This window comes from Brachymonas sp. KE5, from assembly GCF_057773645.1.
The window spans coordinates 2,634,256-2,648,831 of sequence record NZ_CM173463.1; the positions used below are offsets into that span (position 1 = coordinate 2,634,256).

At 65.1% G+C, this 14,576-nt stretch carries 11 protein-coding genes; 7 read left to right on the forward strand and 4 right to left on the reverse strand.

What is annotated here, in order from left to right; translation table 11 throughout:
- Positions 1 to 35: 35 nt before the first annotated feature.
- Together ACX36O_RS12495 and ACX36O_RS12500 are read right to left on the reverse strand one after the other, a co-directional pair.
- Entirely contained in the window at positions 36 to 2,354 is a 2,319-nt protein-coding gene (locus tag ACX36O_RS12495) for a hydantoinase B/oxoprolinase family protein (RefSeq protein ID WP_371687044.1), read from the reverse strand.
- 33 nt (positions 2,355 to 2,387) lie between these two features.
- The gene (locus ACX36O_RS12500) at positions 2,388 to 4,541 is read right to left on the reverse strand and encodes a hydantoinase/oxoprolinase family protein (RefSeq protein ID WP_371687045.1); all 2,154 of its coding nucleotides are present in this window, start codon (positions 4,539 to 4,541) and stop codon (positions 2,388 to 2,390) included.
- Between the two features lie 321 nt (positions 4,542 to 4,862).
- Here ACX36O_RS12500 and argS point away from each other — a divergent pair, with 321 nt between their 5' ends.
- The 7 genes from argS to ACX36O_RS12535 all read left to right on the forward strand — a co-directional run bounded on the left by argS (position 4,863) and on the right by ACX36O_RS12535 (position 12,148).
- The gene (argS, locus tag ACX36O_RS12505) at positions 4,863 to 6,572 is read left to right on the forward strand and encodes an arginine--tRNA ligase (protein WP_213362024.1); all 1,710 of its coding nucleotides are present in this window, start codon (positions 4,863 to 4,865) and stop codon (positions 6,570 to 6,572) included.
- Positions 6,573 to 6,589: 17 nt separating this feature from the next.
- Positions 6,590 to 7,462, forward strand: coding sequence for an SPOR domain-containing protein (locus ACX36O_RS12510; protein ID WP_488359850.1), 873 nt, complete (start codon positions 6,590 to 6,592; stop codon positions 7,460 to 7,462).
- 126 nt (positions 7,463 to 7,588) lie between these two features.
- Positions 7,589 to 8,251, forward strand: coding sequence for a thiol:disulfide interchange protein DsbA/DsbL (locus tag ACX36O_RS12515; RefSeq protein ID WP_213362026.1), 663 nt, complete (start codon positions 7,589 to 7,591; stop codon positions 8,249 to 8,251).
- An 86-nt stretch (positions 8,252 to 8,337) separates the two neighbouring features.
- Complete coding sequence (lptA, locus tag ACX36O_RS12520) at positions 8,338 to 9,000, forward strand: lipopolysaccharide transport periplasmic protein LptA (RefSeq protein WP_488359851.1); 663 nt, start codon at positions 8,338 to 8,340, stop codon at positions 8,998 to 9,000.
- The gene (lptB, locus tag ACX36O_RS12525) at positions 8,997 to 9,818 is read left to right on the forward strand and encodes an LPS export ABC transporter ATP-binding protein (protein ID WP_213362028.1); all 822 of its coding nucleotides are present in this window, start codon (positions 8,997 to 8,999) and stop codon (positions 9,816 to 9,818) included. Before lptA ends, lptB begins: the two co-directional genes overlap by 4 nt.
- Before the next feature lie 6 nt (positions 9,819 to 9,824).
- A complete protein-coding gene (gene rpoN, locus ACX36O_RS12530) occupies positions 9,825 to 11,498 on the forward strand; it encodes an RNA polymerase factor sigma-54 (RefSeq protein WP_213362029.1) in 1,674 nt (557 codons plus the stop codon).
- A 146-nt stretch (positions 11,499 to 11,644) separates the two neighbouring features.
- On the forward strand, positions 11,645 to 12,148 hold the full coding sequence (locus tag ACX36O_RS12535) for a hypothetical protein (RefSeq protein ID WP_213362031.1): 504 nt from the start codon (positions 11,645 to 11,647) through the stop codon (positions 12,146 to 12,148).
- Between the two features lie 405 nt (positions 12,149 to 12,553).
- Here the strand turns inward: ACX36O_RS12535 and ssb are convergent, their stop codons facing one another.
- Both ssb and ACX36O_RS12545 read right to left on the reverse strand, forming a co-directional pair.
- Positions 12,554 to 13,078 carry a single-stranded DNA-binding protein gene (ssb, locus tag ACX36O_RS12540; protein ID WP_213362032.1) on the reverse strand — a complete coding sequence of 175 codons (525 nt, stop codon included), beginning with the start codon at positions 13,076 to 13,078 and terminating at the stop codon, positions 12,554 to 12,556.
- Between the two features lie 170 nt (positions 13,079 to 13,248).
- Entirely contained in the window at positions 13,249 to 14,433 is a 1,185-nt protein-coding gene (locus tag ACX36O_RS12545) for an MFS transporter (protein ID WP_371687058.1), read from the reverse strand.
- Positions 14,434 to 14,576 lie beyond the last annotated feature (143 nt).

The following is a 14,576-nucleotide window of genomic DNA, read 5'->3' on the forward strand; positions in this document are numbered from 1 at the left end:
CGACAGCCGGGGCGAGCTACGTGTCCAGCAGGGGCTTATTCCTCTACCAGCGTCACGACCGTCACGTCGGGCATCTTGCTCAGGTCCATGCGGAACTTGGAGCCATAGCTGGGAACATCCAGTTCGCTCTCGTCCAGCACCCACTCGGGCGGCAGCGTCCAGAAGCTGCGGAACTCATCCAGGAACTTGCTGGACAGGCCGAAGCTGGTGGCATACATGTGCTGCACCGGCGTGGCGGCATCTTTGCGCAGAATGCGTTCGCGCTCTGTCTTCATCCACTCCTTCACGGGCTTCGAGCGGGCCACACGCTCCTTGCGCATTTCGGTACGGCGGGCTTTTGTCGCTTCCGCGTCGACATGCCAGATGCCTTTCTCGTCCTGACTGCAGACAGCGCCGTAGACCTTTTCGGCATACTCGGGCAGCAGGCAATCACCATTCAGATCCTTCGCAATTGCATCCACTTCACGATCAATCGGATCGCCAAAACCCGGGCCACCGCGCAAATAGTTCAGGTACAGGTCGTAGTTGTCGTAGCAGTCCTCAGTCGTCATGCACTGGTTGTCGCGCTTGACCACGGCACCGCGGGACAGGTGCTTTTCGTACTCGCCATCGTCCGGATTGCTGTCGCCACCCAGGGGCAGGCTCAGGCCCTTGGCAATGCGGTCCTTCAGGCCGGTCTTGTGCGCTTCGAAGCGGTAGCCAGTGGCAGACGGGTAGCCGCCCATCATGCCCCAGTCGCTATTCATGTAGCCATTGCCCATGAAGAACATGGTCCAGTCCTGGGCGTTCCAAACCATGCGCAGCGTCTCGAAACCGTTGCCGCCACGGTATTTGCCGTAGCCCCCGGAGTTCTTCTTGATGTTGCGCCCCATGTACAGCAACGGTTCCGCCATTTCCCAAATCTCGATATCGCCCATATCGCCTTCGGGATTCCAGATGGCGGCAGCGTGGTTCAGGCCGTCCTTGATGGCACAGGCCCCGGTACCGCAGCTCGAGGCCTCGAAACTGTTTACGGCATGGATTTCGCCATCCTGGTTGATACCGCCGCCCTGCAGCCAGTTCGACGTATTGGCGTTGCCGGCGTTGACCTCTTCCAGATAGCCGCGGCTGAAGTAGGCTTGTCCCAGTCCGCGCCACAGCGCCGACCAGCCGGAAACCAAGAAGTGCCAGGCATAGGCGTGGCCGGTGCGGCGGTCATCCGGATTGCACCAAGCACCCTTGGGCAGGTGGAACTCGGTGCCATAGTAAGCGCCATCGTTGATGCGCTGCGTCGGCACCAGCGTCTGGCACATCATCACCCAGATGCCGGACGTGAAGGCCACCTGGTGCGCGTTGAAGGTATGCCAGCCCCAGCGGTTGGCGCCTTCAAAATCGAGCCGCCACTTGCCATCGCTTCTGATCGTCATCTCGCAGGGCGAGTGCATAATCGAATCCAGCTTGGCAAACGCGTTGGAAGTCTGCACGTCTTCATGCTTGTAGGGCACGTCCACGAACGACACCTTGCGGTACTTGCCCGGCAGCGTCATCGCCTTGATGCGTGTGCCCAGGCCCCGACGACCTTCCTCGATTACCTCGTGGCTGAACTTCAGGTAGTCCTCCAGCCCTTCTTCCGCCACCACTTCCTCGATCAGGTCACGGATCATGTGGCAGCCGGCGATACGGGTTTTCTCGTCCAGGATCCAGTACTTGGGCGTACGCACCGAACGCTGGGATTCGTGTAGCCAGTCACGGAACGGCTGGTCGTTGGCACCGGTCTTGCGGCAAGTGATCATGTAGCCGTCACCAAAGCGCTGTGCCTGGCCGGTGGACATGGAACCCGGCGTTACAGCACCGGTATCGATCACGTGCGTCACGCCACCGACCCAACCAATCAGCTTGCCCTTGACGAAAATCGGCACGATGGTGGCGATATCGCAGGGGTGCACGTTGCCGATGGCGCAGTCGTTGTTGGTGAACATGTCGCCCGGGTTGATGCCGGGGTTGTTCTCCCAGTCATTCTCGATCATGTACTTGATCGCCGCGCCCATGGTGCCCACGTGGATGATGATGCCAGTGGACGTCAGCACGCAGTCGCCGGCGGCGTTGTAAAGCGTGAAGCACAGTTCGCCTTCCTGCTCCACGATCGGGCTCGCGGCAATCTTCTTGGCCGTTTCACGTGCATGCACCAAGCCACCACGCAGCTTGGAAAACAGTTTTTCGTACTTGATCGGATCGCTCTCGCGCAGTTCCAGCCTGCTCAGGCCATCGTAGTGCCCTGTGTTGGCAGTGCGCTCCAGGATGCCGTCGCGGAATTGCTTGAGGGTCTGGCCGTTGCCCAGCAGGTCGGCAAATTGGGGTTTGAGTACAGCATTCATGATGTGTTGTCTCCTTGTGTTCGATGGTGGGACTTAGTGGCGGGCCTTGCTGCCGGTTTCGCGCAGGTGGAACAGGCGGTGCTTGTCGAGCGTGGTGGCAAAGCCGTCCGGCACGACGAAAGTGGTGGCATCGGATTCGATGATGGCGGGGCCAGTGATTTCGTTGCCAGGCTTGAGGTCCTCCATCTTCCACAGCACGGCATCGACCCACTTCTTGTGGCGATAGAACTTGCGCGTGCCGAGCATGGCGGCTGCCGGGGGCTCCTTGCCCTCTTCCGGATCTTCCGGCAGCACGGGTTTCTGCGTCACGACGGTGCCGCGCATGATCACGCCGGTCACCGAGAAACCCAGTTCCGGCGAACGCGCCGCACTGGCATACACGCGGGAGTAGGTGTCCTCGAAGGTCTCGACCATTTTGTCCCAGTCGCCTTCGCTGGCTGCCATGTGGATCGGGGACACGATCTCCAGATCGTTCAACTGCCCCATGTACTGCATGCGGAAGCCCGGGCGCAGAATCACATCTTTGGCCTCGAAGCCATTGATCCTGAATTCCTCCACCACCTTGGCCGCCAGTTCCTCCCAGCCTTGCTGGATGGCACGGGCTGCTTCGCGCTTGTCTTCGGGCGAACCATCCTGTGGCACGGCCAGATCGACGGACTTGTCGTAGCGATACTCGAAATCGGCACAGGCACAGCCAAAGGCGGAGAAGCCCGCCGCCCAGGCCGGCACGATCACGTCCTTGAAGCCGAGCCCTTCGGTATAGCCATAAGTGTGCACAGGGCCGGCACCGCCATAGCTGAAGCAGACGAAGTCGGTCGGGCTATAGCCCTTGGCAGCCACGTTGGAGCGCAGGTACTCACGCAGTTGCAAATCCAGCAGTTCGATCACGCCCGCCGCTGCATCTTCCACGCTCAATCCCAGCGGATCGGCAATCTGCGCCTTGACGTGCTGACGCGCCCGCTCCACATCGAGCTTGATGGCGCCCCCGAGGAAGTTGTCCGGATTGAGGTAGCCCAGCACCACGTGGCAGTCGGACACGGACACGGTATCCAAACCACTATCCGCCCAGCAGGTACCGACACGATAGCCGGCAGAATCCGGGCCTAGCTTGATGGAGTTGCTGTACGGATCAATGCGCACAAACGATCCCGCACCCGCACCCACGGAGTCCATCGTCACCAGCGGCAGCGACAGCACCAGGCGTGCCATGTCCGGATCGGAGGCAATGGCGAAGTTTCCCTTGGTAATCAGCGCCATGTCGAACGACGTGCCGCCAATGTCGGAACAGGCAATGTTGTCGTAGCCCAGCGTCTCCCCGAGCAGCTTGGAGCCGATCACCCCGCCAATAGGGCCCGAAACGATGGTACGCGCCAGTTCGGATGCCTTCCAGGAAATGGTACCGCCATGCGTCGCCATCACGCGCAAGTCGAACTTGGCGCCATGCTTCTTGAAGCGGTCGCTCACCTTCTTCAGCGTCTGGCGCGAAGGCTCGGCCGCATATGCCTCCAGAATGGTGGTGTTCATGCGGTGGCTTTCCTTGCGCGCGGGGTAGTAATCCACGCTGGCAAACACTGGCACCTCAACGTCGAGCTTTTCCAGTTCGCTCTTGACGATGTCGCGCACCATTCGCTCGTTATCGCCATTCTTGTGCGATTGCAGCAGGCAGATCACGATCGCCTTGGCGCCTTCGTCAATCAACTCACGCGTCGCCTTGCGTACTTCGGCCTCGCGCACCGGAATAACCACGGTGCCTTGCACATCGGTGCGCTCGGTCACCCCACGCGTGCGTTTCAGCGGAACCAGTGGCTCGTCGTAGCGGTGCGTATTCAGGTGGATGCGCTCCTCCAGCGCATAGCCCAAATAGCTCTGGATGGCACGACCCATGGAGTGCACATGCTCGAAGCCCTTGTTGCAGATCAGGCCCACATCCAGGCCCTTGCGCTGCACCACCCGGTTGAGCATGGCGGTACCACTGAAAACGCAAGTCACCAGTTCGGGATACACATCATCCACGGTGCGCTTCCAGTGCGCCAGCGCGTCTTCGGACGAATTGAAAATGGCGAGCGATTCATCCTGCGGATTACTCTGCGCCTTGCCCACCACAAAGCGCCCGTCCCCGCGAACGAAGAACGTATCGGTCATCGTGCCCCCGGCATCGATGCCCATCACCTGAACCTTGGTCTCCATAGATGTCTCCTGACTGTTATGTGCGAACACCCCATGTGCTCGCCATTTATCCAGCAGGATGCGTGCCAGTTTTCGAGAACACGCCAAAACCTGTCGCAAGCCATTGATTTGATTGGCACACTAGTGGAAAACCAGAATAAGTCAAACCCCCGGCAGGTGCATGGACATGCGTAGCAAGATCGAACGTTTCGTCCGGGTTGTGCGTCGCAGTAACGACGGATTTATGGACGGACGGCCTGCGCACATCACGGCCGGCCTTCGCAACCGGACCGTCATCTGCAGCAATCTCCCGGACACACGCCCGCCTTTACAATAGCCCCCATGCTCCAAGTCAAACAGGAATTGCTCGCCGCCCTCGCCGCCGAGCTGGAACAACTCAGCCCTGGCGCCGGTGCCAAGGCTGCTTTCGAACAACCCAAGCAGGCCGCGCACGGCGACTGGGCCACCAACGCCGCCATGCAGCTGGCCAAGCCGCTCAAGCAGAACCCGCGCGCGCTGGGCGAACAGCTCAAGGCCGCGCTCGAGGCGCAACCCGCCTACCAGCAGTGGGTGTCTGCCATCGACATTGCCGGCCCCGGCTTCCTCAACATCCGCCTCAAGCCCGAGGCCAAGCAGCAGGTGGTGCGCGAAGTACTGGCCGCCGGCGAGTCCTTCGGCAGCAAGCCGCAGGGTGCCGAAAAGGTGCTGGTCGAATTCGTCAGCGCCAACCCCACCGGCCCGCTGCACGTGGGCCACGGCCGCCAGGCCGCGCTGGGTGACGCCATCTGCAAGCTGCTGGCCACCCAGGGCATACAGGTCTACCGCGAGTTCTACTACAACGATGCCGGCGTGCAGATCGACACGCTGACCAAGAGCACGCAGCTGCGCGCCAAGGGATTCAAGCCGGGCGACGCCTGCTGGCCGACCGACCCCGAGAACCCGGACAGCAAGGCCTTCTACAACGGCGACTACATCCAGGACATCGCCAACGACTTCCTGGCGAAGAAGACCGTACACGCCGATGACCGCGCATTCACCGCCAACGGCGACGCGGACGACTATGACAACATCCGCCAGTTCGCCGTGGCCTACCTGCGCAACGAGCAGGACAAGGACCTGCAAGCCTTCCGCCTGAAGTTCGACAACTACTACCTCGAAAGCAGCCTGTACACCAGCGGCCGCGTCGAATCTGCCGTACAGAAGCTGGTGGCCAACGGCCACACCTACGAGCAGGACGGCGCCTTGTGGCTGCGCACCACCGATTTCGGCGACGACAAGGACCGCGTCATGCGCAAGAGCGACGGCGGCTATACCTACTTCGTGCCGGACGTGGCCTACCATATCGCCAAGTTCGAGCGTGGCTACACCAGGGCCATCAACATCCAGGGCACCGACCACCACGGCACCATCGCCCGCGTGCGCGCCGGCCTGCAGGCCGCCAATGTCGGCATCCCGCAGGGCTATCCCGACTACGTGCTGCACACCATGGTGCGCGTGGTGCGCGGCGGCGAAGAGGTCAAGATCAGCAAGCGCGCCGGCAGCTACGTCACGCTGCGCGATCTGATCGAATGGACCAGCGCCGATGCCGTGCGCTTCTTCCTGCTCAGCCGCAAGCCCGACACCGAGTACACCTTCGATGTCGACCTGGCCGTGCAGAAGAACAACGAGAACCCGGTCTACTACGTGCAGTACGCCCATGCGCGCATCTGCTCGGTGCTGGCGCAGTGGCAGGAGAAGGACGGCGGCAAGCTCGCCGATCTGGCCGGCGCCAACCTGGCCGCCCTCGACACGCCCGCCGCCCAGGCCCTGCTGTTGAAGTTGTCACAGTATCCCGACATGCTTGCCGGCGCGGCTGCCGACTTTGCCCCGCATGATGTAACCTTTTACCTGCGCGAACTGGCGGCCAGCTATCACAGCTACTATGATGCCGAACGCATCCTGGTGGATGATGCCGCTGTGCGCCTGGCGCGTCTGGCGCTGGTGGCGGCCACCCGCCAGGTGCTGGCCAACGGCCTGTCCATGCTCGGCGTCTCCGCGCCCGAGAAAATGTAACGATTTCAAAGAGACCTATGGCTGCAGTCCGTCCCTCTGCCCGTCCCGTCCGCTCCACGCTGCCCGCACGCCAGCGCGGCATCGGTGTGCTTGGCTTCATCGTCGGCATCGTCGTCGGCCTGGCCGTGGCGCTCGCCGTGGCGGTATACGTCACCAAGGTGCCCACGCCCTTCACCGACAAGGCCGTCGGCCGCTCGGCCCAGCAGCAGGCGGAAGAGGATGCCCGCCTGAAGAACTGGGATCCCAACGCCGGCCTGCAGGGCAAGAAGGGCGCTGCGCCCCCGCCCGCGCAGGAATCGCCCAAGGAAGAGCCGGCACCCGAGCCGGACAAGGCACCCGTCGAAGAGCCCAAGGCCCAGCCTACCCCTGAAAAGACCGACAACCACCCTGAAGTACTGGGCGACCGCGAACAGGAGCTGGCCAAGGCGCGTGAAGACGCTGCTGCCAAGGCCCAGGCCGACCTGAAGGCCCAGGAAGAAGCCCGCGCCAAGGCCCGTGCCGAAGCCAGGGCCAAGGCCGATGCCGAGGCAAAAGCCAAGGCCGAGCGCGCCAACGCCTCCACCGACCCGATCGGCGCCCTGGTGGAATCGCGCACGGCCAAGCCGGCCGCGCCCGCCCCGGCACCCAAGCCTGCGGCCACCAGCGGCAGCGAGCCCTTCGTCTACTTCGTGCAGGCCGGCGCCTTCCGCAACCAGAACGAGGCCGACGCCCAGCGCGCCCGCCTGTCCCTGCTGGGCATGAACGCACGCATCACCGAGCGCGACCAGGCCGGCCGCACCATCTACCGCGTGCGCCTGGGCCCCTTCTCCAGCAAGGCCGACGCCGATTCTGCACGCAGCCGCGTGGAAGGCAACGGCATGGAAGCCGCACTGGTGCGCGTGCAGCGCTGAATTCCCTGCAAAGGCGCGCTGTTTGTTACAACCGGGCAGCGCAGCCCTGCAACTTTGCCCTAGCATCGTGGTCTGACTGACATCTGCGCCCCGGGCGCAGTCCGTATTCGACCCTGGAGCATCCGAATGAAACGACGCGAATTCGCTATCGCCGGCGCAGCCGGCACCGCCGCAGTGGCAGGCCTGGCCGGCATGGGCCTGCAGGCCAACGCCCAGCAAGCTCCGGCGCAGGCCGTGGCCGGCAAGGACTACATGGTCCTGAAAAAGCCCGCCAGCACGGATGCCCCCAAGGGCAAGGCCGAAGTCGCCGAATTCTTCGGCTACTGGTGCCCGCACTGCCACAGCTTCGAGCCCGAGTTCAACGCCTGGCTCAAGCAGGTGCCGCCGCAGGTGGTGGTGCGCCGCGTGCCCGTGGCCTTCCGTCCCGAAATGGCACCGCTGCAGCGCATGTTCTATGCGCTGGAAACGCTGGGCTATGTCGGCCTGATGCACGGCCGCGTGTTCGATGCCATCCACAAGCAGCGCATCAACCTGATGACGGACGCCAACATACTGGCCTGGGCGGCCCAGCAGCCCGAACTCAAGGGCCGCTTCGAACAGGCTTACAAATCCTTCGGCATGGACGCCAAGCTGCGCCGTGCCAACCAGCTGGCCATGGACTATGGCATCGAGGGCGTGCCCTCGCTGGGCGTGGCCGGCAAGTTCTACATCGATGGCGAAACCGCCAAGGGCCTGACCCGCGGCCTGCAGATCGCCACGACCCTGGCCCTCCAGGCGGCCAAGGGCTGACCGGCGCTGGCGGCCGCCCCGGCCGCCTCGCTACAATGGCTGCATCCCCTCTTGCCGGTGCCTGTGCACCGGCCCAACGACACTCCATGAAACAAGTCCTGCTTTCCAGCGTCGTCGCCCTGCTGTGCAGCACCATGCTGCTGCCCGCGCACGCCGAACTGGCCGACCGCAACAAGCCCATGAACGTGGAAGCGGACGCCATGCAGTACGACGACCTGAACAAGATCAGCACCTTCACCGGCCGCGTGGTGGCGACCAAGGGCACCATCATCCTGCGCGCCGGCAAAGTCGAGGTAAGACAGGATGCCCAGGGGAACCAGCATACGCTCGCCATCAGTGACGGGAAGCGACCCGTCTTCATGCGCCAGAAACGCGAAGGCCTGAACGAGTTCTTCGAGGGCGAAGGCGCACGTATCGAGCGTGATGAGCTGAGCCAGATCACCCGTCTTATCGGCAACGCCAAGCTGCGTCGCCTGGTCGGCAACACGCTGGCGGATGAAGTGGTGGGCGACACCATCGTCTACAACGAAGTGACCGAGACCTACAACGTGGTGGGCGGCCCGTCCACCGCGGCGGGCGGCGCGGCTGCCGGTGCCGTGCCGGCAGGCCGCGTGCGGGCCACCATCGTGCCAGTCGGCCCGGGTGGCAGCCGCGTCGTGCCCGGCTCCAAGCCGGCGGCCACCGCACCTGCCGCCCCTCGCACCGGCACCACGCTGCGCCCGAGCAGCGCCATCGGGAACCGCCAATGACCGCCGCCGCCGAACTCCGCGAGCCCGCTTTGGCCGCTGCCACCGGCGCGGCCGACGCTCTGACGGCCACCGATACCGGCAGCCAGCTCGTGGTGCGCCATTTGCAGAAGACCTACGGCCGGCGCAAGGTGGTCAAGGACGTCTCGCTCACCGTGCGCAAGGGCGAAGTGGTCGGCCTGCTCGGCCCCAACGGCGCCGGCAAGACCACGTCCTTCTACATGATCGTCGGCCTGATCCGCGCCGATGGCGGCACCATTTCCATCGACGGCGAGCCGATCGAGGACATGCCGATCCACCGCCGCTCGCGCATGGGCCTGTCCTACCTGCCGCAGGAAGCCTCCATCTTCCGCAAGCTCACGGTGGAGGAAAACATCCGCGCCGTGCTCGAACTGCAGGTGGACGAACGCGGCCGCAAGCTGGGCCGCAACGACATCGACAGCCAGCTCAACGCGCTGCTGGAAGACCTGCACATTGCACAACTGCGCGAATCGCCTGCGCTGGCGCTGTCCGGCGGCGAGCGCCGCCGCGTCGAGATCGCCCGCGCCCTGGCCACGCAGCCGCGCTTCATCCTGCTGGACGAACCCTTTGCCGGCATCGACCCGATCGCCGTGCTCGAGATCCAGCGCATCATCCAGTTCCTGAAGCAGCGCGGCATCGGCGTGCTCATCACCGACCACAACGTGCGGGAAACGCTGGGTATCTGCGATCATGCCTGCATCATCAGCGACGGCACCGTCCTGATGGAAGGCACGCCCGAAGAAATCGTCGCCAACCCCGAGGTGCGCCGCGTCTATCTGGGCGAACACTTCCGCATGTAGGACGGCATGAAGCCCGGCCTGCAGCTGCGCACCGCCCAGGGGCTGGCGCTCACGCCGCAACTGCAGCAGTCGATCCGGCTGCTGCAACTGTCCACGCAGGAGCTGCAGCAGGAATTGCAGCAGGCGCTGGCCGAGAACCCGTTTCTGGAGTTGCTGGAAGATGGGGAAGGCTCCCTTCCCGAGTCCGCTTCGGGCGACGATGACACCCAGGCTGAACCGGCCGACGCATTCGCGAGCGGGGATTTCCGCGCGGAAGCAGCGGCTGCTTCCGGGGCCGATGCCTACGACAATGAAACTACCGCCAGTTCCTCCGCGCTCAACGACGCCGCCAGCGTGCTGGCCGATGATGCCGCCCCAGGCAGCGCCGGCCCGGCCGAGGAGGGCGACGAGGCTCTGTGGCAACACGGACAGGATTCCGGCAGCGACGCCCCCGAAACCGGGGATGCAGCCGCCTCCGAATCGCGCGACAGCTGGGAAACCGACACTCCTTACCCCTCCGCCCCCGCCAGCGGCGACGACGACTGGCAGGACCGCCTGCAGGCCGCCACCAGCCTGACCGAGCACCTGGAACAGCAGGCCCACGCCCTACGTCTGGATCCGCAGGAGCAGGCCGCCCTGCAATGCCTGATCGATTCGCTCGACGAGCGCGGCTGGCTGGCCGATTCGCTGGACGAGCTGGCCGACTCCCTGCTGCCGCAGCTGGCGGACGACAGCAGCACCATCGAGGAACAGCGCGAGGAATTGCTGCACCTGCTCACCATGGCACTGCGCCTGCTGCAGGCCATGGAACCGGCCGGCGTGGGCGCACGCGACCTGGCCGAGTGCCTGCGCCTGCAGCTGGCGACGGACCGTCTGGCCGCCCACCCTGCCGCCAGCACCGCGCGCGCCGTGCTGGCGCAGCCGCTGGACCTGCTGGCACGCCGCGACATCCGCAGCCTGGCGCGCCAGACCGGCAGCCCGGCCGATTCCGTCAAGGCCGCCCTGCAGCTGATCGCCACGCTGGAGCCGCAACCGGCGCGCCGCTTCGCCCCGGCCGAGCGCGAATTCATCGTGCCCGATGCCGTGGTGCATCGCCTGCCCGCGCGCGCGGGCATGACAGGCTGGCAGGTGCAGCTCCACGCCGAAGCCCTGCCGCGCTTGCAGGTCCAGGAACGCTATGCCGCCCTGCTGCGCCAGCATCGCGACGGCAGCGCCGAGGCCCTGCAGCAGCAGCTCAACGAGGCGCGCTGGCTGGTGCGCAGCCTGCAACAGCGCCAGGACACGCTGCTACGCGTGAGCGAGGCCATCGTGCAGCGGCAGGCCCGCTTCCTGGCCGAAGGCCCGCTGGCCATGCAACCGCTGGTGATGCGCGAGATTGCCGACACGCTGGGCCTGCACGAATCCACCATCAGCCGCGTCTGCAGCGGCAAGTACCTGTCCACGCCATGGGGCACCTTCGAGCTGAAGCACTTCTTCGGCTCCGGCCTGGCCAGCGAGGACGGCAGCAGCACCAGCAGCACCGCGGTGCGCACGCTGATCGCGCAATGGATCGCCGAGGAGCCAGCGCGCAAGCCGCTCAGCGACAGCCGCCTGTGCGAGCTGCTGCAGGAGCGCGGCATCCAGTGCGCGCGCCGCACCGTCGCCAAGTACCGCGAGCAGCTGCGCATCCCCCCGGCGCACCTGCGCAAGAGCCTCGATTAAGGTCGCCTGCGGCCTACTCCTGCGTCGTCCGCGGGCTGACAGCGCCTCGCCCTGCTCTCCCACGAAGCGCCCCCGGCTGTGTTTCCACAATGGAGCCCATGCAGCCGGAAAGAGCTGCATGCCCCCCAACCCGACAGGAGATACGCATGAACACCCCCAACAACCCCCATAACGTTCCCGAAACCCCGCAGGACGCCCGGGAAGAAGCCAGCACCGTCGGCATGGCCGGTGGCGCCTTGGCTGGTGCCGCTGCAGGTGCAGCCATCGGCGCTGCGGCTGCCGGCCCCGTCGGCGTGATCGCCGGTGGCGTGATTGGCGCGCTGACCGGTGGCGTGGTCGGCTACACCGCCGTGGATTCGGCCGACCCCAACTATGCCTACTGGGAAGACAGCTACCAGAGCCAGCCCGGCTACCGTGCCGACTACGACTACACGCGCGACTACAGCCCCGCCTACCGTCTGGGCTACCAGGGCCGCGGCGTCTACGCCGGCCGCAGCTGGGACGAATCGGAAGCCGACCTGGCGCGCGACTGGGACACCATCAAGGGCGACTCCCGCCTGACCTGGGAAGAGGCCAAGGCCTCCGCCCGCTCCGCCTGGCACCGTGTCGAGGAAGCCCTGCCGGGCGATGCTGACGGTGACGGCCGCTAAGCCGCACGGCAGCGCCCAATGAAAAACCCCGGCAGGTCATACACCGCGCCGGGGTTTAATGCGGCACCTGGCTATGGTGCGGCTGAAAAAGCTGGCATGAATTCCGCAGCATGCCCTGCGCGCGGGGGCCTGATGGCCCTGCCGCCGCCTCCCTTGGCTGGAAGCGCCTCCTGTGTGACGGAGTGATGTCATCTTAGCGTCGGACATCGCTGCTTCGCCCCGGGAAAGCCCGTAAAACCGGTGCCAGTGTGTGAACACATGTAAAAGCACAGGCCCTGCGGCTTCAGCCAAAAAACTCCCCGCAGCAGGCGCCCCAGCTGCTGCGGTGCACGGCATCGCTGCATGAAAAAACCCTCGCCTGTGCATGACAAGAGCGAGGGTTTGCTTACGCTTTCGGCGCGCCGGTCAGAACGGAATATCGTCATCCATGTCGCCAAAGCCGCCGGCATCCGGGGCCGGAGCAGGGGCCGGGGCACGCTGCGGAGCGGGTGCACGCGGGGCCGGAGCGGCACTGCGCGGGGCACCGTAGCCGCCACCGCCGCCGCCGAAGCTGTCGTCATCGCCATAAGCGCCGCCGGAGCCGCCCATGCCTTCGCGCTTGCCCAGCATCTGCATCTGGTCCACGCGGATTTCGGTGGCGTAGCGGTCCTGGCCAGTGGCCTGGTCCTGCCACTTGCGCGTGCGGATGCTGCCTTCCACATAGATTTGCGAACCCTTGCGCAGGTACTGGCCGGCGATTTCGGCCAGACGGCCGTTGAATACCAAGCGGTGCCATTCGGTGTGCTCGCGCATTTCGCCGCTCTGCTTGTCCTTCCAGCGGTCGGACGTGGCGAGGGTGACGTTGGCGACCTGGTCGCCACTGGGGAAGGTGCGGATTTCGGGATCGCGGCCGAGGTTGCCGACGAGAATGACCTTGTTGACGGAAGCCATGGAATATGTCCTTGGTTGACCCTTGCCAGTTGCGTCTGACGGTGGCACAGGGGGTTGATGAAAGCGGTGCAGACACGCATGCGCTGCACCGGATACGAATGATACCGCGTGCACGGCACCCTGCATCAGGGTCAGACCCGATGTTGCGTATTTAATACTATTTATTTATATCAGGCGGATGCCTGCCGGCCCGGCGCCGTCATGCCCAGTGCCACCAGCAGCCACAGCAGCGTCAGCACGCCGCTGGCCAGGAACAGCGCCTGCGGACCGGAATGCTTGAGCAGGATGCCACCTACCGCGCCGCCGGCAAACAGGCCGAGTGACTGCAGCGTGTTGTACACGCCCAGCGCCATGCCGCGCGCCTGCGGCGGCGCCTGGCGCGATACCAGGCTGGGCTGCGAAGCTTCCAGCATGTTGAAGCCGCTGAAGAACACCAGCAGCAGCAGGCCCAGCACCCACAGCGAGGGCGCCGCAACCCCGCTGCCGCTCATCCACCACAGGGCCAGTTGCGTCAGGCCCACCAGCACGATGGAGGTGAGGAACACCTGCTTGAGCTTGCCCTTGCGCTCCATGCGGAACAGCACACCGCCCATCACCAGGAAGGAACCGAGCACGGCCGGCAGATAGACATACCAATGGTGTTCCTTCAGCAGGCCGGCCTCGACCAGCATGCGCGGCAGCACCATCCACATGGCCAGCTGCACCGCATGCAGCACGAACACGCCCACGTGCAGGCGCAGCAGCGCCGGATGCGCCAGCACCTCGGCCAGCGAGCCGCCCACGGCGTCACGGTGCAGCGCCGGTTCTGGCGGCACCATCACGAAAATCGCCACCACGGCCAGCACCGCCAGCACCGCCACCAGCCAGAACATGCCCGAAAGCCCCACCCAGCCAGCCAGCAGGGGCGAGACGATGAGTGCCAGCGAAAACACCAGCCCGATGCTGGCGCCGATCATGGCCATGGCCTTGGTGCGCACCACGTCGCGCGTCTGGTCGGCCAGCAGCGCCGTCACCGCGGCCGACACGGCACCGGCACCCTGGATGGCACGGCCCCACAGCAGGCCGTCGATGCTGGTGGCCATGGCGGCGATCACGCTGCCCACGGCAAACACCAGCAGCCCGAGCGCAATCAGGCGCTTGCGGCCCCAGCGGTCGCTCGCCATGCCCAGCGGCAGTTGCAGCACGGCCTGCGTCAGGCCGTACACGCCCATGGCCATGCCGATGCTGGCCGGGTTGGCGCCAGCGTAATGGCTGGCCTCCAGCTCGAAAACCGGAACCACCAGGAACAGGCCCAGCATGCGCAGGGCAAAGATCAGCGCCAGCCCCAGGCTGGAGCGGCGCTCGGAAGGCGTCATGCGGGTGCCGGCGGCATCCCCTTGGGTCGAAACTTGCGTCACGGTGCAATTCCTGGCTGGCAACTCGCAGCGCGCTACCAATGCCGCGCTGCACAAGCCGACATTGTGCGGCAATTCGATGCCCTTGCGGCTGCACGCCCTTG

Coding starts and splice junctions, on each gene's coding strand:
- lptA (WP_488359851.1), top strand. CDS start 8,338: ATGAAACAAGTCCTGCTTTCCAGCGTCGTCGCCCTGCTGTGCAGCACC.
- ACX36O_RS12510 (WP_488359850.1), top strand. CDS start 6,590: ATGGCTGCAGTCCGTCCCTCTGCCCGTCCCGTCCGCTCCACGCTGCCC.
- ACX36O_RS12545 (WP_371687058.1), bottom strand. CDS start 14,433: ATGACGCCTTCCGAGCGCCGCTCCAGCCTGGGGCTGGCGCTGATCTTT.
- ACX36O_RS12500 (WP_371687045.1), bottom strand. CDS start 4,541: ATGGAGACCAAGGTTCAGGTGATGGGCATCGATGCCGGGGGCACGATG.
- argS (WP_213362024.1), top strand. CDS start 4,863: ATGCTCCAAGTCAAACAGGAATTGCTCGCCGCCCTCGCCGCCGAGCTG.
- ACX36O_RS12535 (WP_213362031.1), top strand. CDS start 11,645: ATGAACACCCCCAACAACCCCCATAACGTTCCCGAAACCCCGCAGGAC.
- rpoN (WP_213362029.1), top strand. CDS start 9,825: ATGAAGCCCGGCCTGCAGCTGCGCACCGCCCAGGGGCTGGCGCTCACG.
- ssb (WP_213362032.1), bottom strand. CDS start 13,078: ATGGCTTCCGTCAACAAGGTCATTCTCGTCGGCAACCTCGGCCGCGAT.
- ACX36O_RS12495 (WP_371687044.1), bottom strand. CDS start 2,354: ATGAATGCTGTACTCAAACCCCAATTTGCCGACCTGCTGGGCAACGGC.
- lptB (WP_213362028.1), top strand. CDS start 8,997: ATGACCGCCGCCGCCGAACTCCGCGAGCCCGCTTTGGCCGCTGCCACC.
- ACX36O_RS12515 (WP_213362026.1), top strand. CDS start 7,589: ATGAAACGACGCGAATTCGCTATCGCCGGCGCAGCCGGCACCGCCGCA.